This is a genomic window from Murinocardiopsis flavida, assembly GCF_003014485.1.
Classification (GTDB): Bacteria; Actinomycetota; Actinomycetes; order Streptosporangiales; family Streptosporangiaceae; genus Murinocardiopsis; species Murinocardiopsis flavida.
The window spans coordinates 131,662-153,388 of the sequence record NZ_PYGA01000019.1; the positions used below are offsets into that span (position 1 = coordinate 131,662).

A 21,727-nucleotide genomic window follows, 5' to 3' on the forward strand; every position below is an offset into this window, starting at 1 on the left:
TGAGGGGCGGCGCGGCGCCGGAACGGACAGGGGGAGGCCGGTGCAATGGTGCCCACCTTAACCATCCGCCCCATGACCCCCCGATGAACCGCGAACGGCAGCGGCGTACCCGCCACTCCCCGGGGAAGGAACCCACCGATGTCCGACACCGCACCGCCGTCCCGTCCGCTGCTGTTCCTCGACGTCGACGGCCCCCTCAACCCCTTCGCCGCCAAGGCGCACCGCAGGCCAGCCGGGTACACGACGAACCGGGTTCTCGGCCTCCGGGTGTGGCTGAACCCCTCCCACGGCCCCCGGCTCCTCGACCTGCCCTACGACCTGGTGTGGGCCACCACCTGGGAGCACGAGGCGAACGCCGAGATCGGTCCCGTCCTCGGCCTGCCGGAGCTGCCCGTGGTCTCCTGGCCGGACACCGCGCCGCCGAGCGGCCTGTACTTCAAGACGCCCACCATCGTGGAGTACGCGGCCGGGCGCCCGTTCGCGTGGGTCGACGACGACCACGGCCGCAGGGACCGGGAGTACGTGGCCGACTTCCACGACGGCCCGGCGCTCCTCCGGCACGTCCACCCCGCCAAGGGGCTGTGCGCCGCCGACTTCGGCGCGCTCGCCGCGTGGGCCGCGGCACTGCCCGAGGCGGCCGCCCGGTGAGCCCCGCCGCCCCTGGGCGCCGCGCGCCGACCGCGAAGGCGGCCCGCCGCGCCCGCTACAAGCGGGCGCGGCGGCTCCGCTACCGGATCCGCCGGTGGCGGAGCCGCCACCGCACCTGCGACTGGACCCGCCCCGGCTGCTGATCAGTACTCCTGGCCGGACTGGGTGGCGTTGCCCGCACCCGCCGGGTTCAACCGCTTCAGGTGGATCTGGCGCGACAGGCGGATCGCCGGGCGGACCATCAGCTCGACACTGCCGAACAGGAAGCACCAGGTGCCCGCGGTCGTCCACGCGGTGGAGAAGAACATGACGCTGCCCGCGATGAACCACGCGGCGATCAGGATGTCGTTGAGGATGCTGACCGCCTCGTAACGCTGGCGGACGATGAGCTCTTCGCGGCCGATGCGGACGGTGAGCGCCCTCGCGGGGCCGGTGTCGGACATGGTCCCCCACTGCCCCCGCGAGGCCCTTTTCGCTCCTCGTCCCGAAGGGGGAGCGCGGTGCCGGGGCACTTTTTGCGCGGCCATTGCACGGTCATGGCGCGGTCTGTGCGCGGCCCGGCGGGGCGCCCGGCCCGGGCGGGACGCGTCCCGCCCGGGCCGGTGCGGCGCGGACGACGGCGTCGGCCGCCGCCGCCAGGGCGACGGAGACGGTCCGGGCGTCGCCCGTGCCGACGCCTTCGGCCGCGGGCAGCCGCTCGGTCAGCGCGGTCCCGACGACGTCCGGGTGAGCAGCCGCCGCGGGCCGGGCCCCTGGGTGCCGAGCTCATCGTGGGGGTTGGCCATGCGGCAGCGGTCGATGGACAGGCAGCCGCACCCCACGCAGTCGGTGAAGTCGTCGCGCAGCTGCTGGAGCTGGCGGATCCGCTCGTCGAGGTCGGCCTGCCAGCACGCCGACACCCGCTCCCAGTCCTTGCGGGTGGGGGTGCGGCGGTCGGGCAGCAGCGACAGGACCGCGCTCACCTGGCTCAGCGGGATCCCGACGCGCTGGGCGATGCGGATCATCGCGACTCTGCGCAGGGTGTCGCGCCGGTACCGCCGCTGGTTCCCCGCGGTGCGGCGGCTGGTGATGAGGTTCTGCCGCTCGTAGAAGTGCAGTGCCGAGACCGCCACACCGCTGCGCTGGGCGAGCTGCCCGACGGAGAGCTCCGTCTGGTCCCATGTCGCCTCTTCCATGCGCCCCTCCGTATGGCCTTGATTCCGGTCGCGCCCCCATCGTTCCACGCGGCGCAGGACAGGGTGCGACCCGGTCGTATCGGGCACCCGAAACCCCACCGCACCCCGCCCCGCCAGCACCCCCGACGCGCCGCGGAACGCTGACCGGATGTGGTCTGTGTCGGCGTTCCGCTCGTTGCGCGTGAGACGGGTGCGCGCGGAGTTAGGGTTGGAATCCACTCCCGCCCTCGACTGAAGAGATGAGCTGTTTCGTGGCCGACTCATTCGCTCACCTGCACGTTCACACCGAGTACTCGATGCTCGACGGCGCCGCCAAGCTCAAGCCGTTGTTCGCCGAGGCCGCCCGGTTGCGGATGCCTGCGGTGGCGATGACCGACCACGGGAACATGTTCGGCGCCTACGAGTTCTGGAGCCAGTCCAAGGACTCCGGGGTCAAACCCATCATCGGCATCGAGGCCTACGTCGCTCCGGACTCGCGTCATTACAAGAAGCGCATGCAGTGGGGCCGCAGCGCCGGCGGCGAGGACGCCTCGGCCGAGGGCGGCAAGGACATCTCCGGCGGCGGGCGGTTCCTCCACCAGACCATGTGGGCCTACAACGCCCAGGGGTTGCGCAACCTCTTCCGGCTCTCCTCACTCGCATCCACCGAAGGGTTCTACGGCAAGCCCCGCATGGACCTGGAGATCATGGCCCAGTACAGCGAGGGCATCATGGTCACCACCGGCTGCCCCTCGGGTGGGGTGCAGACCCGGCTGCGCCTGGGCCAGGAGCGCGAGGCCGTCGCCTACGCCTCCCAGGTCCGCGACATCTTCGGTCCCGACAACGTGTTCGTGGAACTCATGGACCACGGCATCGACATCGAGCGCCAGGTACGCGACGGCCTGCTCAAGGTCGCCCGCGAACTGTCCCTGCCCACGGTGGTCACCAACGACTCCCACTACGTCACCGAGGACCAGGCCGAGGCCCACGACGCCCTGCTCGCCGTGGGCGTGGGCAAGAACATCGACGACCCCACCCGGTTCCGGTTCAACGGCTCGGGCTATTACCTCAAGACCGCCGACGAGATGCGCGGCCTGAACAGCTTCGACGAATGGGCCGCGGGGTGCCGCAACACCCTGCTGATCGCCGAGCGGGTCGAGGACGGCTGCTACGACGAGGTCTTCGCCCACCGCGACATGATGCCGCGCTTCCCCGTCCCCGAGGGCGAGACCCAGGAGACCTGGCTGCGCCGCGAGGTCGACCGGCTCACCCCCACCCGCTACCCCAACGGTGCGAGCGACGAGGTGAACCGCCGCATCGACTACGAGTTGGGCGTCATCAACGAGATGGGCTTTCCCGCCTACTTCCTCGTGGTCGCCGACATCTGCCAGCACGCGCGCACCAACGACATCGCGCTGGGCCCGGGCCGCGGTTCGGCCGCCGGGTCGATGATCGCCTACGTCCTGGGCATCACCGACCTCGACCCGCTGGCGCACGGGCTGCTGTTCGAGCGGTTCCTCAACCCCGAACGCGTCACCATGCCCGATGTCGACCTGGACTTCGACGAGCGCAAGCGCGGCGACATGATCCGCTACGTCACCGAGCTCTACGGCGACGAGCGGGTCGCCCAGATCCTGACCTTCGGCACCATCAAGGCCAAGGCCGCCATCAAGGACTCCACGCGCATCCTGGGGCTGCCCTACGCGGTGGGCGACAAGATCACCAAGGCGTTCCCCGCCGCGGCCGGCGGCAAGGAGATCGACCTCAGCGCCATCAGCGACGAGTCCAACCCGCGCTACGCCGAGGCCGCCGAGCTGCGCCAGCTCGACCAGAACGACCCCGAGGTGCACCGGGTCCTCCAGACCGCGCGCGGCATCGAGGGCCTCACCCGCGGCACCGGTGTGCACGCCGCCGGGGTCATCCTGTCCAAGGAACCGCTGCTCGACGTCGTCCCGCTGCACAAGCGCGACACCGACGGCGCCATCATCACCGGCTTCCCGTTCCCGCAGTGCGAGGACATGGGGCTGCTCAAGATGGACTTCCTGGGGTTGCGCAACCTCACCATCATCGACGACGCCGTGAAGAACGTGAAGGCCAACGAAGGCGTCGACGTCGACTTCGACCAGATCAGCGTCGCCGACAAGAAGACCTACGAGCTGCTGGCCCGCGGCGACACCCTGGGCGTGTTCCAGCTCGACGGCGGCGCCATGCGCAACCTGCTCAAGCGCATGGAGCCCACGGACTTCTCCGACATCATCGCGGTCAACGCCCTGTACCGGCCCGGTCCCATGGCCGCGAACGCGCACAACGACTACGCCGACCGCTCCAACGGGCGCCAGGAGATCACCTCGATCCACCCGGAGCTCTACGACGCCCTCGACCCCATCCTGTCCGAGACCTACCACGTGCTGGTCTACCAGGAGCAGATCATGGCCATCGCCCAGCAGTTGGGCGGGTACACCCTCGGCGGCGCCGACCTGATGCGCCGGGCCATGGGCAAGAAGAAGAAGGAGGCGCTGGAGAAGGAGTACGTCAAGTTCCAGGCCGGCATGCTGGAACGCGGCTTCTCCCAGGACGCCGTCACCACGCTGTGGGACGTCATGCTGCCGTTCTCCGGTTACGCGTTCAACAAGTCCCACGCCGCCGGGTACGCGATCCTGTCGTACCGCACCGCCTACCTCAAGGCCAACCACCCTGCCTCGTTCATGGCGGCGCTGCTCACCTCGGTCAGCGACGACAAGGACAAGATGGCCGGGTACCTCGCCGAGTGCCGCAAGATGGGCATCCAGGTGATGTCGCCCGACGTCAACGAGTCCGGCCTGCGCTTCACCCCCGTCGGCAAGGACATCCGCTTCGGCATGGGCGCGGTGCGCAACGTCGGCGCCAACGTGGTCGAGTCCATCTGCCGGTCCCGCGAGGAGAAGGGCAAGTTCGCGAACTTCGTGGACTTCCTGTCCAAGATCGAGGTGACCGCCTGCAACAAGCGGGTCATCGAGTCGCTGATCAAGGCGGGCGGCTTCGACAGCCTCGGGCAGCCGCGCATGGACCTCTTCAACCACCACGAGACCGCCGTCGAGGCCATGATCGGCTCGAAGCGCCAGGAGGCCAACGGCCAGTTCGACCTGTTCGGCGGCGGCGAGGAGAGCGACGAGCCCGCCGCGCCCATCGGGTTGAACATCCACTGGCGCGACGAAGAGTGGGACCGCAAGATCAAACTCGGGTTCGAGCGGGAGATGCTGGGCCTCTACGTGTCGAGCCACCCCCTCGCAGGTGCCGAGCGGATCCTGGCGCGCTCCCGCGACGCAACGGTCCTCGAGGTCATGAACGGCGAGCGCAAGGCCAACGACATGGTCCGCATCGCCGGGCTCATCTCCAAGGTCGAGCGGCGGGTCAACAAGGCCGGCAACCAATGGGCCATCGTCGTGGTCGAGGACCTCGACGCCTCGACCGAGGCGCTGTTCTTCCCCAAGACCTACCCGCTGTACACCGACGCCCTCGCCGAGGACACCGCGGTCACCATCAAGGGCCGGGTGAACAGCCGCGACGGGACGTTCTCGCTGTTCGTGGAGGAGATGTCGATCCTCGACATCTCGCACGTCTCCGAAGGCCCGCCGCCCATGCTGCTGACCATCCCCGAGAAGCGGCTGACCAAGGAGCTGGTGGGCGACCTCAAGCAGGTGCTGGCGGGGCACCGCGGCGAGACCCCGCTGCGCATCCGGGTCGACAACCCCGCGAAGTCGCGCATCGTCGCCGTCGACGACTACCCCGTGCGGATGGGCACCGAGTTCTCCGGCGAGATCAAGTCGCTGCTGGGGGCCGACGCCATCTTCTACTGAGTCCTACGACCGAGTGCCGCGGAGCAGTGCGCGCACGCTTCGACTGCGGGGGCGGTGGTCCGGTGAGGACCGCCGCCCCCGTTGCCGTGCGCCCGAAAGCCCCGCGCCGCAGCGGTTCCAGCACTTCACAGGTGACGGAACGAAGCTGATATGTCCACATGAGTCACGGCAATCCCGATTCACTGGCATAATCGGGCGCCGATCATCAAGTGGATCTTCGACAGGACTGAGAGGTGCTCCGTTGAGCGAGCGCGGCGTGCACGACGGCGACCTGCCGGGGTCCGCGGGCGAGCACCATGTCCAGAAGGTGCTCGGGACCACCGAACGGGCCGAGCGCTTCTACCGCGACCAGGTGCTCGACCACCTCAATGAGCGGATGCGGGAGTTCATCGCCCGCCAGGAGATGATGTTCGTCGCGACCGCCGACTCCCACGGCAACTGCGACTCCTCCTTCCGGGCCGGCCCGCCCGGTTTCGTGCACATCATCGACGACCGGCGGCTCGCCTACCCCGAGTTCCGCGGCAACGGCGTGCTCGCGAGCCTCGGCAACATCGCCGAGAACCCCGGCATCGGGATGATGTTCCTCGACTTCACCCGCGACCGGATCGGCCTGCACGTCAACGGGCGCGCGGCGATCCTCGACGACCCCGACCTGCGCCGCCTCGCACCGGACGCGCCGCAGCCCCAGATCCCCGGGCAGCGCGCGCAGGTGTGGGTCCTCGCCGAGGTCGACGAGGCCTACATCCACTGCCGCAAGCACCTGCCCCGCCTGCGCCCGATCGAGGACGGCGAGTCCGCCGCATGGGGGACCGACGACACCCGTAGCAAGGGAGGTGACTTCTTCGCGGCCCGCGAGACCGCCAGCCCTTGGAGCGCAGGGCGGGAGCGGCGCCCGCTCGAACCGGTGTCCCAGCACCGGTGACGAGGAGCGCCGCCGCCCCGACCGCCCGAACTCCCCGCACGCCGACCGGCCGCTCCGGCGCCGTTCGGCCACACGCAAGGCAGAGTCAGCCCGATGCAGCACCGCACTGTAGACCAGGTACCGCCTCCGAGCCCCCGGGTGATCGACGTCGTGCGCGCCACCTGCGCGACCCTGCCCGATGATTCGACCCTGCTCGCGGAGCACTTCTACGACCACCTGTTCCGCCTGGCGCCCGACATCCGGCCGATGTTCGCCGCCGACATGACCCAGCAGCAGATCCGCATGAGCGAGGCGCTGCTCGACGTCGTGCGCAACCTCGACCAGCCCCAGGAGATCCAGGCCTACCTGCGCGACCTCGGCGCCCACCACTACCGCGTGCTCGGCGTGGAACCCGCGCAGTACCGCTACGTCGGCTGGGCGCTGGTCCGCGCGGTCGGCGACCTCTCGAACTCGTGGAGTTCGCACACCGGGTCCGCCTGGGTGCTCGTCTACGAATGGATCACGGCGAACATGCTGGCCGGCGCCCAGGAGGCCGCCGAACGGTCCCGCATGACCGAGACGCGCCGCACGGAACCGGCCCGCGAGCGCCAGACCGACCCCGGTCGCCGGGCGCGCACACGCTGACCCGGCCGACCCCGCACGCCCGGCCCACAAGGCCGAGGGTGCCCGACCACGGCGCCGGCGGACCCCGCCACACGCGGACCCGGCGCCCGCCGCGCCCCTGACTCCTTAGCCGCGCGCGCCGCGCAGCGGTACCTCTGACGGTGTCCGGAGCGCCCGCACGGCCAGGAGGGCCGCCCACGCGAAGCCGGTGACCAGCGCAATGCGCTGAAGCAGCCCGCCGAGGTCCGCAAAGCCCGACACCTGGCCGAAGCCGAGGCTCGCGAGGACGGTCGCGGCCGTGAAGCCGACAGCGGTGGCGACGGAGTAGGCCGCCCACCCGTATCGCCGCTCGCCGACGAACCGCAGCGCGAAGAGGACGCAGGCCGCGGGCGGGGCGAGGAACACCGGCGTCGAGAACAGGTCGTGCAGGAGACCGTGGGGGCTGTATTCGGTCAGCAGGTCGGCGGTGCCCGGTGGATACCCGCTGACCGGGTCGGTGGTGTAGATCCCCGCGCCGATCAGGCCGACGCCCCACAGGCCGATCAGCAGCGGCCCCCACACCGATGCGCGGCCCGTGCCGAGCGCCCTCCGCAGGCCCACCGCGAACGCCGCCATGAGCAGCCCCGACGCGATGAAGGCGGCGGTCTGGGTCCAGCCGGTGTCGCCGAGGGCGAGCGAACTGACCGGGTGGCGCACCGGGTCGTAGTCGGCGCGCACGGCCCCGGTGCCGAGGAACACCCCGACGAACAGGAGTCCGGCGGCGACTCCGCACGCCAGGAGCGCGCGCACGGTCCGCTGCCCGGCAGGGTCCGCCGGGCCCCACGCTGTGCCGTCGGCCGCTGAGGAGCCGCGGCCCTGCCCCGAGAACCGCTCCATCGCGCCTGCCTCCGGATCCGCCCGCTGTCGGTGCCCGGCGGCCCGCGCCGGGCCGCCCTTCTCCCGCGCAGAGTAGGGCGCGCCCGATCCCGATGTCAATAAATGTTGACGGTCGAGGCGGCGGAGGGTCGAGGTGACAGAGATATTACTTGCCAGCGATACGATACCGATATATCGTAAAAACGTAATCGTTCGATTAGACCTATCGAAACCTATCGCGACCGCCGGGAGGCGGAGCGGAGGTGCGAACATACGAGGAGACCGATCATGAATGCGATGGCAATGCCATGGCCGTTCGGCGCGCAGTCCGGACGCCCTGGCCCCTGGTGGCTGGCCGCCGCCGCGGGCGCGGAGCGATCGGAGGGCCGGGGCCGCGGACGCCGCGGCGACGAGCGGACCAGTGAGCGAGAAGGCGAAACACGAGACCGAAAGGGATGGCGGCATGGCGGCTGCGGAGACCACCGGCACGGGTTCGGCTGGGCGGCCATGAGCCCCCGGCACCACGGCCCGCACGGCGGCGGCCCATGGGGACCCCCCGGACCGTGGGGGCCCGGTGGTCCGTTCGGCCCCGGCGGCAACCCGTTCGAGGCGTTCTTCGGCGGCGGGCGCGGACACCGGCGCGGCGGCGGCCGCCGCGTGCGGCGCGGCGGCGTGCGGATCGCCATCCTGGTCCTGCTCGCGGAGGAGTCGCGCAGCGGCTACGAGATCATCCGCGAAGGCAAGGAGCGCAGCCGCGGCCAGTGGAACCCGAGCCCCGGCTCCGTCTACCCGATGTTGCAGCAACTGGAGGACGAGGGTCTCGTACGCCCCGCCGAGCCCGGAGACGACGCCCGCCGGCGCCCCTTCGAGCTGACCGACGAGGGCAGGCGCTACGTCGAGGACAACGCCGAGGAACTGGTGCTCCCCTGGGAGGCCGAACCCGAGGAGGAGTCGGGCGGCTACTCCGCCTACACCGAACTCGCGAGCGTGGCGGCCCAGCTCGCCGCGGCGGCGATGCAGGTCACGCAGGCCGGCACCACCGACCAGGTCGAGCGGGCGAAGGACCTGCTCGCCGAGACCCGGCGCGGGCTGTACCGCATCCTCGCCGAGGACGACACCGACGACGCGGCCGACGACGGTGAACCGTCCGAGGGCGGCGGCCCCGACACCCACGGCGACGGCCCTCGGGCCTGACACCGGCCGGCGGGGCGGGTGCGGCACGCCGCCCCGCCCCGCCCCGCCGTGCGTGCCCCGGCGGCGACCCGTCTCGCGACGCTGACGGTGCCTGCCGGGCTTGCGCCGAGGCTGCCGCAGCGGGCCCCCGCGAAACTCCGCGAAGCGGGCGCAGTAGGGGCGCGCGGCACACCCCCTCCACCTCAGGGCACCAGGACCGCGCCGCACACCCCCTTCACCCCAGGACACCAGGGATGCGCCGCACACCCCCACCAGCGCAGCTATCCGGTGGGCGGGGCGATCGCGTGTGCTCGCACGTGTACTCCGTGCGTATTGACCTGCACCCGTTCCATGATCCAGGCTGGTCCGGTATAGACCGGACTATACCGACATCGATGAGCGGGCCCCGCTCCAGTCACTGCCGCCGACGGGATGACGAATGGACGCCGTAGTTAATGCGCTGATCTGGATCGCGAACAACGTGTTCGGCCAGATGGCCATCCTGATCGGGATCATCACGCTGCTGGGCCTGGTGCTCCAGCGCAAACCCATCGAGGACGTCGTGGGCGGCGCGCTGCGCGCCACCCTCGGCATCATCATCCTGTTCGTCGGCATCGACCTGTTCACGGGCGGGCTCACCAGCTTCCAGGCCATCGTGTCGAGCGCGGTGGGGCTCGACCCGCCAGCCTCGGAGAACACCCTTGAGGACTTCCTCAAGGGCTACGGCGGCACCGTCGCGATGATCATCACCATCGGCTTCCTGCTGCACATCCTCCTCGTCGCGGTGTTCCCCGCGGCCCGCTACGTGTACCTCACCGGGCACCTGATGTTCTACGTCAGCGTCGTCATCACCGCCTGCCTGGTGGAGGTCTACGGCGACCTGCCCCAGGTCACCCTGATCGCGGCCGGGTCCGTGCTGATCGCCTGCTATTGGACGCTGCAACCGCTGTGGATGCGCCCGGTGATGCTCAAGGTCACCGGCGGGCGCGACGACTTCGGGTTCGGGCACACCACCTCGACCCTCGGCCTGCTCACCGCCGTGGTCGCCCGCCCGTTCGGCGACCCCGAGCGCCACTCCACCGAGCGCCTGAAGCTGCCCCGGCAGCTGTCCTTCTTCAAGGACGTCAACGTCAGCACCGCCCTGGTCATCGGCGCGATCCTGCTCGTCTCGATGGCGTTCGCCGACTCCGGTGTCATCGCCCAGGCGGCCGCAGAGTACGACCCCGAGATCGACCCGTGGGCATGGGGCGTCATCGCCGCGTTCCGGTTCGCCGCCGGGATCGCCATCCTGCTGTACGGCGTGCGGATGTTCCTCGCTGAGATCGTCCCGGCGTTCAAGGGCATCAGCGACAAGGTCGTGCCCGGCACCCGGCCCGCGCTCGACATCCCCACGATCTTCCCGTTCGCGCCGACGGCCGTCATGCTCGGCTTCATTTCGAGCACCGCGACCTTCCTCATCCTGCTCGGCGTGTTCGCCGGGGCGGGCTGGTTCACCCTCGTCCCGCCGATGATCATGCTGTTCTTCGGCGGCGGTGCGGGCGGCGTGTTCGGCAACGCGGTCGCCGGGTGGCGCGGCGCGCTGATCGGCGGCGTGCTCAACGGTGTCGTCCTCGCCGTCGGGCAGGCGCTCACGTGGGGGATGCTGTCGTCCACGGCACCCGAGCTGGCGACCCTCGCCGACCCCGACTGGTACGTCATCGCCTGGCTGCTCATCGCCGTCGGCAACGTGGTGCCCGGTGTGTGGCCCATCCCGGTCGTCGTCGGCGCGATCACGGTCGCCCTGCTGTTCTGGCTCTCGCGCCGCAAGCGCGCGCAGGAGCGCCAAGAGGCCGCGGAGGCGGCCGCCGCCGAAGAGCAGGCGCAGGCGGCCGCGGCGGACGGCGGCGCGACCGCCGACGCACCGGAGAGCGCGCCGAGCGGCGCGGCGGCCGATACTGAGACCACCACGGACACCGAGTCCGCAACGGATACCAAGGTCACCGACACCGAGGCCACGGACACCGCGGCCACGGACACCAACAAGGACGAGCGTCCCTGAGCCCCGCACGCTGACGGCTCACCGCTCTCAGGCGCCCGCCCGACCGGGTCGGGCGCCCACGTCGAAGGAGGACCCATGCCCCGTTCCGAACCCCTGCACATCCTCACCGTCTGCGGTGTCGGCATGGGCTCAAGCCTCATCCTGAAGATGACCGCCGAGGACGCCCTGCGCGACATCGGGGTCAGCGCCAAGGTGGAGAACACCGATATCTCCACCGCCCGCGGCATGCGCCCGGACGTCGTCATCGGTCAGGGCATGCACACGGACGACATCGCCGACCTCGCCCCCGTGGTGCTGGCCGTCGACAACTTCCTCGACAAGGAGGGCCTCGCGGCGTCCCTCCGGGAGCGGCTGGGCGAGCAGGGCTGGCTGTGAGCAGCGGGCCCGCGCAGTGCGCGGGCCCGGCACGGTAATCCACACACCACCAATCCACACCACCAAGGGGGAGTCGTCAGGGTGCGCGGTTCGGACTTCGGAGAGGTCATGCGTGCGCAGCTCGCGCGCGTGCAGGAGCACAACACGGCGGCGATCGGCACGGTCGCCGACCTGCTGCTGGAGCGTGTCGTCCGCGGCGGCGGGGTCGCGCTGGTGGCGGGCTCGGGCCACTCGGTGGCGGCGATCGCCGAGGCGTTCTTCCGCGCCGGGGGGCTCGCGACCGTCAAACCCATTTACACGCCGGAGCTCTTCCCGCTGCACGGGGCGGCGACCAGCACCGCCGTCGAGCGCCGCAGTGGGCTGGCGGCCGAGGTCCTGGCGAAGAGCGGGCCGGACGCCGGGGACGTGCTGTTCGTCTACTCGACCTCGGGCGTGAACCCCTACCCGGTGGAGCTCGCCCGCGAGGCGCGGCGGCTCTCGATCCCCGTGGTCGCGGTCACCTCTCCCGCATGCAGCGCGGTCGCGCCCAAGCGGGCCGGCGGCACCCTCGCAGAGGAGGCCGACCACGTGATCGACACCCTGATCCGCCCCGGCGACGCCGGGTACCCGCCCGAGGCCCCGGTCACCGCGCCCATGTCGAGCCTCGTCAACGTCTACCTGTGGAACCTGCTGCTCGCCGAGCTGCACGCCCGCACCGAGGCGGCAGGGCTCGACCTGCCCCTGTGGCGCTCCGCCAACGTCGAGGGCGGCGACGACGCCAACGCCGGGCTGTTCGCCCGCTACCGGCCGCGGATCCCCGAACTGGAGTGACCCGCGGGCGGGCCGGCCGCGGTGCCGGCGCGGCCCGCCCGCGCAGCGCCGCCCACCCGGCCCGCCGCGTCCGGGACACTCACTGCCTCCGGGGCCGCCACCGCCTCCGGGGCCGCCCTCAGGACGGCTGCGGCCGCCGCAATCCAATGAGGAGCAGTTCGACCAGTCGGCGGGGGTCGTAGCGGGGGTCGCCGTCGCGTCCGATGCAGAGGTTGCCGATGCCGCGCATCAGTTCGTAGGCGTGCGTACCGGGCCTGATCTCACCGGCGTCGACCGCGGCGTCGAGCAACTGCGCGCAGGTCGGCACCAGGCGGTCGAGGAAGTAGGTGTGCAGCGCCTCGAAGCCGCTGCCGTCCGATTGCAGCGCGTTGGCCAGGCCGTGCTTGGTGACCAGGAAGTCGACGAAGAGGTCGACCCACTGGCGGAGTGCGGCGAACGGGGAGTCGGCGCCGTCCAGCAGGCGCGGGCCGGCCGCGGCGCATTCCTCGACCTGGTGGCGGTAGACGGCGACGACGAGATCCGCCCGCGTGGGGAAGTGGCGGTAGATCGTCCCCATCCCGACGCCCGCTCTGGCCGCGATCTCCCGGATCGGCGCATCGACGCCCGAGGTGACGAATACCGCGGCGGCTGCGGTCAGCAGCGTCTGCTGGTTGCGCAGCGCGTCGGCGCGCTTGCCGCGGGCCGGAGCCGGGCCCTCCCCTGACCGGCGTGGAGTGGGCACCACGCTCTCCTTCCGCTTGCCTTTTTGACAAAACGGAACACTGCTCCGTATATTAATCGGAACAACGCTCCGGTTTCAGTCTAGCTGAAGACGGACGCTCCGGTACGCCCGCCGCCGGAACCAGGGCGGCAAGCAAGGGCCATCGAAAGGGAAACACGCGTCATGAGTGCATCGACGTCCACGGCCGGCACCTCCGGCCCTCCCACCCCCGTCCTCTCGGTCGCTCCGGTCGTGCTGCCGGCACCCGACCGCGCCGTGGACCTGGAGCTTCGCGTCACTGTCCCCGTGACAGGGAGCGCGCTTCCGATCATCCTCCTCTCGCACGGCCAGGGCCCCTCGAACCACCTCTCCTCGCTGAACGGCTACGCCCCGCTCGCCGGCTTCTGGGCGGCCCACGGCTTCGCCGTGATCCAACCCACCCACCTGAGCTCCGCGACACTGAGCCTGGCCCCCGACACCCCCGGGGCGCCAATGTACTGGCGATCACGGGCCGAGGACATGACGCACATCCTCGACCGTCTCGACGAGATCGAGGCCGCCGTCCCGCAGCTCCCCGGGCGCCTGGACCGCAGCAGGGTCGCCGTGGCCGGGCACTCGATGGGCGGGCACACCGCGAGCCTGCTGCTGGGCGCCCGGCTCACCGACCCGCACGACGGAACAGAGGTGGACCTGGCCGAACCCCGGATCACGGCGGGCGTGCTGCTCGCCACGACCGGCCGGGGCGGTGATGCCCTCACCGGGTTCGTGGCCGAGAACTACCCCTTCCTCATGACCGGCGACTTCGCCGCGATGACGACGCCGGCGCTCGTGGTCGCCGGCGACAAGGACGCCTCGGCCCACCTGACGGTCCGGGGCCCGGACTGGCACACCGACCCCTACGTCCTCGCCCCGGGCCCCAAAGCCCTGCTCACCCTCTTCGGCGCGGAGCACGGGCTCGGCGGGATCTCCGGATACGACGTCGCCGAGACCACGGACGAGAATCCCGAGCGCGTGGCGGCGGTCCAGCGGCTCACCTGGGCCTACCTCCGCTCCGCCCTCTACCCCGGGGACCCCGCCTGGCAGGCGGCGTGCGACGCGCTGGCGGCCGGTTCGGCCCCGGTCGGCGAGGTCCAGTCCAAGTAGGCGGCGGCGCCGCCTCCGCGGCGGGCCGGCGGCGCGCGGCCGCTGCCCTCGGCGGGCGGCCCTTACTCGCCGACCGTCCCGTCGACCAGTTCGCGGACGATGTCGAGGTGCCCGTTGTGCCGGGCGGTCTCCTCCAGCAGGTGGGCGAGCACCCAGCGCAACGTCACCGGGGCCTCGCCCTGGCGGCTCCTGCGGGCCGAACTGCCCAGCTCCAGCCGTGCCGCGATCTCGCGGGAGCGGGCGCACTGGGTGTCGTACTCGTCGAGCAGCTCCGCCAGCGGGCGCTCGGCGCCGATGCGCCATTCGGCGTCCCAGTCACCCGGCCCATAGGGTGCCCGGTCGAGCCCGCCGAGCATGGTCGTCTCGAACCACACGTGCTCTACCCAGCGCAGATGTGAGACGATCCCGCCCACGGTCATCAGCGGTGACGTGGGGATCGGCGCCGCGGCGGCGTGCTCCGGGCTGATCCCCTGGCATTTGCGGCGGACCGTGGCGCGATGCTGATCGAGCCAGGACGTGAGCATGGTGCGCTCGTCGGCCGCGTGCGGCGGCTCGACCGGGGTGCCGGTGCGCAGGCCTGCTGCCGGTGCGGTGCGGCTCGTTGTCTCACTCATGCGCTCATTGTCAGGTTCGCCCGAATGGCGTGCCACTGGTTTTCCGCCGCCCGGCAGCGGATAGATTCGTTGCGCGCCGGGAACGACCGATCCTGTCACGTCCGACGCCCATGAGCAGGAAGAGGTGAGCCACCGGTGATCCGGCCGCACCTGGGTATCGGAGCCTTGACAGCGGGCGCCCTCACACTTGTCGGAGCGCCCTTGGGGCTGCTGTGGTGGGCCATCGCGCCGCGGCCCGAGGTCACGGTCGTGGCCGACGGCGGCACGGTGCCCTACCCGGTCTCGGAGACCATGTTCGCCAGCGAAGGGTACCTTGCGCTGATCCTCCTGGTCACGGGATTGCTCTCCGGGTATGCCTGCTACCTGGCGCAGTACCGGATCGCGAGGCTGCGAGCCGTCGACGTCCGGCTCGCCTGCCTGCTCGGGATGGTCGCCGGAGGGGCGCTGGGATCGGTGCTCGCATGGCGGATCGGTATCGCCCTCGACGCCGCGGCGTTCGCGCGCGTCCTCGCCGCGGCCGAGACCGGCGACGTGGTCCGCGCGGGGTTGGACCTGCGTGCGACCAGCGCGCTGCTGCTCTGGCCGTTCGTCGCGGTCCTCCAGTACTCGCTGTTCGACGCGGTGAGCGTCCTGCGGGGCGATCTCCCGCACGAGGCCGCGCGCGGCGCCGCGGCTCCCGGCGCCGATGCGGCGGCCGACACCGGCGAGGTCACGCCCGCCGCCGACGGGTCCGCCGCCGAGGAGCCCGACGTCGCCGAGGGGACCGCGCCGCTGAGCGGCGGCCCGTCGCAGCGGTAGCGCGACCGCCCGGCACTCAGCCCACCCGTCCGCCGCCCGAGCGGCGCCACTGCGTGCTGCGCGGCGCGGCCAGGCTGTCGCCGTCGCCGCCCCAGTCGCCGGTGCCGCCATCGGCGGCGAATCCGCCGCCGACACTCCGGTCGACGGCGCCCGCACCGGACCGCGGCCAGCATGCCGACGCGAAGGCGCGCAGCGGCGCGAGTTCGGCGTGCTCGGTACCGCCGCCCGCACCGCCGCCCGCACTGCTGCCCGCACCGCCGTCCGCACCGCCGTCCTGGTTCCGCGGGTGCAGGCACAGGCCGCGCAGCCCCACCAGCGCGGTCGTGCGCAGCGCGGAGTCGACCGCGGTGCGCCCGCGCCCCGGGGCGAGCGCGCGGGCCTCGGCCAACGCGGTGTCGCCCGCGACGGTGCGCGGCCCCAGCTTGCCGCCTGAGGCGCGGTAGCAGCCGTACAGCGCGAACCAGCCGGCGAACAGCGCCAGCGCCGCTGCGGCGGCCGAGCGCGGGAGTGCCCCGCCGGCGATGGCGAGCACGGTCACCGACACCGCGGTCAGCACGGCACCCTGCACCCCGCTGATGAACCGGTGCGCCAGGTGCAACAGGAAGGGGTAGCCGAGGAACACGGCACCGAGCAGCAGCGGCGCGGCGGTGGAGCCGGGCGGCGGCGTGCCGACCGCCGCGACGAGCGCGTACCCGGCGAACAGCACCCCGCCGACCCCAAGCAGCGCGTGGACGCCCCACGCCGCGTGCCGCCAGGACCCGACCCCGTGCAGGGCGCCGGGCGGGAAGAACAGGCCGAGCCTGCGCAGCCGCCACAGCAGCGCGGTGGCCGCATCGCCGCGGGTGGCGGTCGCGACCAGGCGCTCGACAGGGACGGCGACACCGGACTGGAGCCGGGCGTCGACGGTACGGGCGAACGGGGCGCCCGACAGGGGGCGGACGGGGGTGCCCTCCGGGCCGGGGCGGGCGACGGCCCCGCGTCCCCACGCCACGGCGCGCCCGCTGAGGTACAGCTCCGCCAGCGCGACCTCGCCGACCCGCCGGTTGCCGCCGGCCAGCATCGCGAGCTCGTAGGCCGAGAGGTCGTCGGGCCCCGTGGCGGGGCGCAGCGGCCCGCGCGTCCGCAGCCGGGTATAGCGCAGGCGGGTCAGCAGGTAGCAGACGCCGACGGCGACCTGGCAACCGGCGACGGCGAGCACGAACGCGATCACCACCGTGCCCCCTCTCGCGCCGCGACGCGGAGAACCGGCGCCGCCGCACGCGGGACCCGGGGCCATTGGGGGCGCACCCGCTGTGCGGAGGCGGAAACCAGGAGTGATCCCACCGTAGATCGCGGAACCGGACCGCGGAAGTCCCCCGGAGGTCAGCTTGGTGTGGCCGGTGCGGCTATTGCGCCGGTTCGTGCCTCCGTGAGCCGGACGAGGTCCGCCGGCGCGATCTCCAGCTGGAGGCCGCGCCGGCCCGCGGACACGAAAACAGTGGGGTGCCCGGCCGCGGTCGCGTCGATCACCGTGTGCAGCCGCTTGCGCTGCCCGAGCGGGCTGATGCCGCCCAGGACGTAGCCGGTCGCGCGCTCCGCGGTCGGCCGGTCCGCCATCGCCGCCCTCTTCCCGCCGGCCGCGGCGGCGAGCGCCTTGAGGTCGAGGCTGCCGCTCACCGGCACCACGCCGACGGTGAGGCGGCCGTCGACCTCGGCGACCAGGGTCTTGAAGACGCGCTCCCGCGCCACACCGAGCGCGTCGGCGGCGGCCGCGCCGTAGCCGCCGCCACCGACGTCGGCGGTCGTCTCGAACGGGTGCACGGTGAAGGGGACCCGGGCGCGCGCGGCGGCGACGGTGGCGGGGGTGCTCTGTCCGCTCAACGGGTTCTCCTCACGGTGGGCGCCCGTGGCCGGAGGCCGCGGCGCTGCGCCGGTGTCCAGTGGATCATCCCGGCCCAGGCACCCGAGCACGCCGCCCGGCGACGCTAGTTCAGGTTGACGTCATGCTGCATGAACTGGCCGGCGGGGAGCAGCGGCAGCGTGGACAGCAGCCTGTTCTCGCGGCGCAGCAGCTCCCCGGCGCGTTCGAGGCGGGCCGCCGCGTGGTCGGACTCCAGCAGCTCCTGCTTGTCGTGGCGGTCGGTCAGCAGCGCGGCCGAGAGCGCGTAGGACAGGGGGAGCGGCTCGGCGGGGAAGTCGTCCTGGGAGTCGATCGGGATGCCGTGCCGTTGCAGGCGGTCGCGGTAGACGGTGAAGAGGCGGCCGGCGCGCTCGGCGTAGGCGTCGGCATCGGCGCCGACCTCGTCGGGCATCGGCGTTATGGCGGCCCGCAGGTAGGGGGAGCCGTCGTCGAGGTACTCCTCGACCCTGAACCGGCTGACGCCCTCGACCAGCAGGTCGAACCGCCCGTCCTCGTGCTTGCGGACGGTGCGCATCTCGGCGACGCAGCCGACGTCGCACAGCTGGTGCGCCGACATCTCGCCGACCTCGTGGCCGATCTCGATGCAGAGGACCCCGAAGCGCCGCGGTTCGTCGGCCGGCAGGTCGAGCAGGTCGGCGATCAGGGAGCGGTAGCGGTCCTCGAAGACGTGCAGCGGCATGGCCGATCCCGGGAACAGGACGGTCCCGAGTGGAAACAATGGCAGCCGGTGTGGCATTGGTCCAGTATGCCGAAAAACGGGCGCGGACTGCGCGAACGCGCGCAAAGGTGCGCACATCGGCGCGCCGCGGGCCCGCGGCGCTCAGGCGGGCCGGGCCTGCGGCGACGGCTGCGGTTGCCGGGACGCCCCGGGGCCGCCGGGGAGGGCCCGCCGCGTTGCGACGGGTCCTCCCGCTGCGCCGGGACGGGCCGGGGCCGCCTTGGCGGTCTCGGCCCGTCCCGGCGATCCCCGGCCGTCAGGTCGTCAGCGACGGGCCGGCGGTCTCGGGCGCGCCGGACTCGCCGCCCTGGACGTCGGACAGTTCGCGCGCCACGAACGTCTCGACGTCGAACAGGTTGCCGTTGCTGCGGTCCACGACGTTGAGGAGCGTCGACATGGTCGCGACCTCCTCGGTCTGCTCCTTCACGAACCACTGGAGGAACTGCTCGCCGGTGTAGTCGTTCTCGTCGCGGGCGACCTTCACCAGGTGCAGGATCTGCTTGGTCACCTCGCGCTCCTGGCGCAGCGCCAGCGCCACGAGGTCGCGCGGCGTGTCGAACTCGTTCTGAATCTCATCGACGCCCGGAATGGCGGTCGTGACGTCATTGTCGATCAGGTAGCGGACCATCATCATGGCGTGGTCGCGCTCCTCCATTGACTGCCGGTAGTAAAGCCGGGCGAGCTGCGGGAGGTCGCGGTCGTCGAACCAGGACGCCAGCGCGATGTACTGCTGGGAGGCCGTGAATTCGTGGCGCACCTGGTCGAGCAGTAGCCGGTGGAACTTGGAAAGGCCGTGGTCGGAGTGCTTGTCTGCGGAAGTCATAGTGCAGACAATACCCTTCTCGGTGTCCGTTAAGAATATCTGGCAATTAATCGGCTGGTAATGTTCGCCACTTAGGCAAGCCTTTTGTAATATGTCTTAGGTAAGGGTGCCCAAAGTCTGCCCGCCACCGATTTGCCGTCATTTTCGGCAAGGCTTCCCTTTGTTGCGGAAAATGGCCGGGTGTGCAGACCGGGCGGTACCGACGCGTTGCGGGAACACCGTTGTACGCGGCGCTGCCCGCCACCGGAACTCCGATGGCGGGCAGCGCTCGATGCCTCGGTGCGGGCCTCAGCCGACCCAGTTCATGCACCACACGATCCACGGCAGGCCGACCAGGTCGATCAGCACCGCCCCTGCCAGCGGAACCACCAGGAACGCCCGCTCCGAACGCACGCCGAACCGGCTGTTGAACGCGTCCATGTTGGCCATCGCGTTGGGCGTGCCGCCCAAGCCGTGGCCCATCATTCCGGCCGCCATTGTGGCCGCGTCGTAGTTGCCGCCCAGCAGGCGGAAGACCACGAATGCGACGAACACCACGAGCACGAGGACCTGCACCGCGAGGATCACGACCAGGGGCAGGGCCAGCGCGTAGAGTTCCCAGATCTTCAGGCTCATCATGGCCATGGTCAGGAAGAAGCCCAGGGTCAGCCCGGAGATCAGGTCGACCGTCCCGGAGTCCAGCCGCACCCACCCGAACCTGTCGTTGAGGTTGCGGAAGACGACCGCGACCACCATCGCGCCCACGTACCCCGGCAGGACGAAGCCGGTCGTGTCGCTGAACCACGTGCCGAGCAGTGTGCCGAGCACCATGATCACGCCGACCAGCACGCCGGTGGACAGCAACTTGCGGTATCCGGCGGACCCGCTCTCCTCTGCGTTCTCCGTCTCGGGCCCCCGTCCCGTGTCGGAGCCCGAGTCGGAGCCCGTGTCGGAGCCCTGGTCGACGACCGTGGTCGTCGATCCGGTGGACGCCGTGACCAGGGTCGGCACCCGCACTTTGCCCCGCTTCATCAGCCAACCGGCCAGCGGGCCGCCGAGCACGCTGCCGGCCACCAGGCCGAAGGTCGCCGAAGCGACCGCCACGGCGGTGGCCCCCTCGGCACCCATCGCCTCGGCGGTCGGGCCGAACGCAGCCGCGGCGCCGTGCCCGCCCTCCAGGCTCACCGCTCCCGCCATGATGCCCAGCAGCGGGTTCACCCCGAGGACCTCGGCCAGGCCGATGCCCACCAGGTTCTGCACCACCGCGAGCGTCCAGCAGGCCAACAGGTAGACGATCAGCAGTCGGCCGCCTTTGCGCACCAGCGACAGGCTGCCGGTCAGGCCGACCGTGGTGAAGAAGGCGATCATCGCCGGTTCCTGCAACGTGGTGTCGAACTCCACGGTGGCCACGTCGGCCTGGCGCAGCACCAGCAGGAGCAGCGCGAACAGGAACCCGCCGATGACCGGGCCGGGGATGCTGAACCGCTGGAGGAACCCGACGCGGCGGCGGGCGAACTCGCCCAGGATGAGCAGCACGCCGGCCAGCACGCTGCTCTGGACCAGGTCCAGGCTCAGTTCGTGGTTCACAGTGTGCTCCTCCGCGTCGCGATTCGGTCGATCATGCGGGCCGCGACCCGGGCGGTGCGGCCGTCGGCGTCGAGGGCCGGGTTGAGCTCGGCGACGTCGAAGAGGGCGAGCCGCCCGGAGGCGGCGACGGTGTCGATGACCGCCTGCACGACCTCGGGGGCGACCCCCAGTGCGGCCGGAGCGCTCACCCCGGGCGCCACCCACGCCGGCAGCGCGTCGAGGTCCAGGGTGAGGTACACGTCGTCGACCGAGGCGACGAACTCGCGCACGAAGTCCAGCACCCGTTCCACCGCCGGCGGTGCGCACTCGGTGTCGGTCAGGTAGCGCACCCCGAGGCGGTGGGCGCGGTCGAAGAGCACCCCGGTGTTGCCCGTCTCGCTGATGCCCACGACGGCGTAGTGGAACGGGCGGCCGTGCGCCTGCTCGTTCTCCGCGATCTGGCGGAACCCGGTGCCGGAGGTCGGCACCCGCTCCTCGCGCAGATCGAAATGGGCGTCGATGTTGAGCACCCCCAGCGTGCGGGTGCGGTCGGCGCCGAGGCCGCGGTCGAGGCCGAGGTAGCCGGCCCAGGCGACCTCGTGGCCGCCGCCCAGGACGATGGGGAAATGGCCGTTCCCCATGGCGGCGGCGACGCTCTCGCCCAGCGCGGCCTGCCCCTTCTCCAGGTCGCGGTCGTCGACGCGCACGTCGCCGCCGTCGTACAGGGCGGCGGGCGTGTGCAGCGCCAGCGGGGCCAGGGCGCGGCGCAGCGCCGCCGGTCCCTCGACCGCCCCGGTGCGCCCGTTGTTCCGGCGGACGCCCTCGTCACTGGCGAACCCGATGAGGGCCGTCCCCGGCCGGTCGGCCGCGGACAGCGGGAGCACCGCGCGGTGCCAGCGCAGGTGCTCGGGGCCGGGCCCGTCGTCGCGTCCGGTCCACTCGGGGGGATCCACCCTGATCAATTCGTTCCTCCACTGAGCTTGAGTTTTATGGTTGCTGCTGGCGGTGTTGTTCGAGGCTGGCTGCCCGCTTCACGGTCTTACCAGGCTCGTAGCGCGGGGCCGGCCTGCGG

General features: G+C 71.7%; 21 protein-coding genes. 10 read left to right on the forward strand and 11 right to left on the reverse strand.

The genetic code is table 11. From position 1 onward, the window contains the following. Window positions 1–138: 138 nt before the first annotated feature. Window positions 139–648, forward strand: coding sequence for an HAD domain-containing protein (locus tag CLV63_RS34690; RefSeq protein WP_106585509.1), 510 nt, complete (start codon window positions 139–141; stop codon window positions 646–648). A gap of 143 nt (window positions 649–791) precedes the next feature. On the opposite strand, the gene CLV63_RS24295 is transcribed toward CLV63_RS34690, so the two are convergent. Together CLV63_RS24295 and soxR are read right to left on the reverse strand one after the other, a co-directional pair. After that, window positions 792–1,091 carry a YrhK family protein gene (locus tag CLV63_RS24295; RefSeq protein WP_106585510.1) on the reverse strand — a complete coding sequence of 100 codons (300 nt, stop codon included), beginning with the start codon at window positions 1,089–1,091 and terminating at the stop codon, window positions 792–794. A 258-nt stretch (window positions 1,092–1,349) separates the two neighbouring features. Next, the gene (gene soxR, locus CLV63_RS24300) at window positions 1,350–1,823 is read right to left on the reverse strand and encodes a redox-sensitive transcriptional activator SoxR (protein WP_106585511.1); all 474 of its coding nucleotides are present in this window, start codon (window positions 1,821–1,823) and stop codon (window positions 1,350–1,352) included. A 251-nt stretch (window positions 1,824–2,074) separates the two neighbouring features. Between soxR and dnaE the strand changes: the two genes are divergently transcribed. From dnaE to CLV63_RS24315, 3 genes are all read left to right on the forward strand, one after another. Then, window positions 2,075–5,638 carry a DNA polymerase III subunit alpha gene (gene dnaE / locus CLV63_RS24305; RefSeq protein WP_106585512.1) on the forward strand — a complete coding sequence of 1,188 codons (3,564 nt, stop codon included), beginning with the start codon at window positions 2,075–2,077 and terminating at the stop codon, window positions 5,636–5,638. A gap of 241 nt (window positions 5,639–5,879) precedes the next feature. Beyond that, window positions 5,880–6,560: a pyridoxamine 5'-phosphate oxidase family protein gene (locus CLV63_RS24310; protein WP_245929020.1), complete on the forward strand. Its 681-nt coding sequence runs from the start codon at window positions 5,880–5,882 to the stop codon at window positions 6,558–6,560. A 93-nt stretch (window positions 6,561–6,653) separates the two neighbouring features. Beyond that, complete coding sequence (locus CLV63_RS24315) at window positions 6,654–7,184, forward strand: globin domain-containing protein (protein ID WP_106585513.1); 531 nt, start codon at window positions 6,654–6,656, stop codon at window positions 7,182–7,184. 105 nt (window positions 7,185–7,289) lie between these two features. Here the strand turns inward: CLV63_RS24315 and CLV63_RS24320 are convergent, their stop codons facing one another. Continuing rightward, a complete protein-coding gene (locus CLV63_RS24320) occupies window positions 7,290–8,039 on the reverse strand; it encodes a DUF998 domain-containing protein (RefSeq protein ID WP_106585514.1) in 750 nt (249 codons plus the stop codon). Between the two features lie 486 nt (window positions 8,040–8,525). Between CLV63_RS24320 and CLV63_RS24325 the strand changes: the two genes are divergently transcribed. The 4 genes from CLV63_RS24325 to CLV63_RS24340 all read left to right on the forward strand — a co-directional run bounded on the left by CLV63_RS24325 (window position 8,526) and on the right by CLV63_RS24340 (window position 12,414). After that, window positions 8,526–9,212, forward strand: a complete 687-nt coding sequence (locus CLV63_RS24325; protein ID WP_342751433.1) for a PadR family transcriptional regulator — start codon at window positions 8,526–8,528, stop codon at window positions 9,210–9,212. A 418-nt stretch (window positions 9,213–9,630) separates the two neighbouring features. Next, window positions 9,631–11,229 carry a PTS ascorbate transporter subunit IIC gene (locus tag CLV63_RS24330; RefSeq protein ID WP_146165650.1) on the forward strand — a complete coding sequence of 533 codons (1,599 nt, stop codon included), beginning with the start codon at window positions 9,631–9,633 and terminating at the stop codon, window positions 11,227–11,229. 75 nt (window positions 11,230–11,304) lie between these two features. Then, window positions 11,305–11,604: a PTS sugar transporter subunit IIB gene (locus CLV63_RS24335; RefSeq protein ID WP_106585516.1), complete on the forward strand. Its 300-nt coding sequence runs from the start codon at window positions 11,305–11,307 to the stop codon at window positions 11,602–11,604. Window positions 11,605–11,685: 81 nt separating this feature from the next. Continuing rightward, window positions 11,686–12,414: a sugar isomerase domain-containing protein gene (locus CLV63_RS24340; RefSeq protein WP_281260759.1), complete on the forward strand. Its 729-nt coding sequence runs from the start codon at window positions 11,686–11,688 to the stop codon at window positions 12,412–12,414. A 118-nt stretch (window positions 12,415–12,532) separates the two neighbouring features. Here CLV63_RS24340 and CLV63_RS24350 read toward each other — a convergent pair whose 3' ends face one another. Continuing rightward, window positions 12,533–13,135, reverse strand: a complete 603-nt coding sequence (locus tag CLV63_RS24350) for a TetR/AcrR family transcriptional regulator (protein ID WP_106585517.1) — start codon at window positions 13,133–13,135, stop codon at window positions 12,533–12,535. 162 nt (window positions 13,136–13,297) lie between these two features. Between CLV63_RS24350 and CLV63_RS24355 the strand changes: the two genes are divergently transcribed. Beyond that, complete coding sequence (locus tag CLV63_RS24355; RefSeq protein ID WP_106585518.1) at window positions 13,298–14,257, forward strand: alpha/beta hydrolase family protein; 960 nt, start codon at window positions 13,298–13,300, stop codon at window positions 14,255–14,257. A 62-nt stretch (window positions 14,258–14,319) separates the two neighbouring features. Here CLV63_RS24355 and CLV63_RS24360 read toward each other — a convergent pair whose 3' ends face one another. After that, window positions 14,320–14,871, reverse strand: coding sequence for a DinB family protein (locus CLV63_RS24360; RefSeq protein WP_106585519.1), 552 nt, complete (start codon window positions 14,869–14,871; stop codon window positions 14,320–14,322). 135 nt (window positions 14,872–15,006) lie between these two features. Between CLV63_RS24360 and CLV63_RS24365 the strand changes: the two genes are divergently transcribed. Next, window positions 15,007–15,669 (forward strand): hypothetical protein, encoded by a 663-nt coding sequence (locus tag CLV63_RS24365; protein WP_106585520.1) that lies wholly within the window; start codon window positions 15,007–15,009, stop codon window positions 15,667–15,669. Between the two features lie 16 nt (window positions 15,670–15,685). Here CLV63_RS24365 and CLV63_RS24370 read toward each other — a convergent pair whose 3' ends face one another. The 6 genes from CLV63_RS24370 to hutG all read right to left on the reverse strand — a co-directional run bounded on the left by CLV63_RS24370 (window position 15,686) and on the right by hutG (window position 21,608). Next, window positions 15,686–16,882 (reverse strand): TIGR04222 domain-containing membrane protein, encoded by a 1,197-nt coding sequence (locus CLV63_RS24370; RefSeq protein WP_170134311.1) that lies wholly within the window; start codon window positions 16,880–16,882, stop codon window positions 15,686–15,688. 149 nt (window positions 16,883–17,031) lie between these two features. Further along, entirely contained in the window at window positions 17,032–17,529 is a 498-nt protein-coding gene (gene ybaK / locus CLV63_RS24375) for a Cys-tRNA(Pro) deacylase (RefSeq protein ID WP_106585522.1), read from the reverse strand. Between the two features lie 104 nt (window positions 17,530–17,633). Further along, window positions 17,634–18,305 carry an LON peptidase substrate-binding domain-containing protein gene (locus tag CLV63_RS24380; RefSeq protein ID WP_106585523.1) on the reverse strand — a complete coding sequence of 224 codons (672 nt, stop codon included), beginning with the start codon at window positions 18,303–18,305 and terminating at the stop codon, window positions 17,634–17,636. A gap of 238 nt (window positions 18,306–18,543) precedes the next feature. Further along, window positions 18,544–19,110, reverse strand: coding sequence for a ferritin (locus CLV63_RS24385; protein WP_106585524.1), 567 nt, complete (start codon window positions 19,108–19,110; stop codon window positions 18,544–18,546). A gap of 288 nt (window positions 19,111–19,398) precedes the next feature. After that, a complete protein-coding gene (gene gltS, locus CLV63_RS24390; RefSeq protein WP_211301444.1) occupies window positions 19,399–20,676 on the reverse strand; it encodes a sodium/glutamate symporter in 1,278 nt (425 codons plus the stop codon). Beyond that, window positions 20,673–21,608 carry a formimidoylglutamase gene (hutG, locus tag CLV63_RS24395; protein ID WP_245929021.1) on the reverse strand — a complete coding sequence of 312 codons (936 nt, stop codon included), beginning with the start codon at window positions 21,606–21,608 and terminating at the stop codon, window positions 20,673–20,675. Before hutG ends, gltS begins: the two co-directional genes overlap by 4 nt. Window positions 21,609–21,727: the final 119 nt, after the last annotated feature.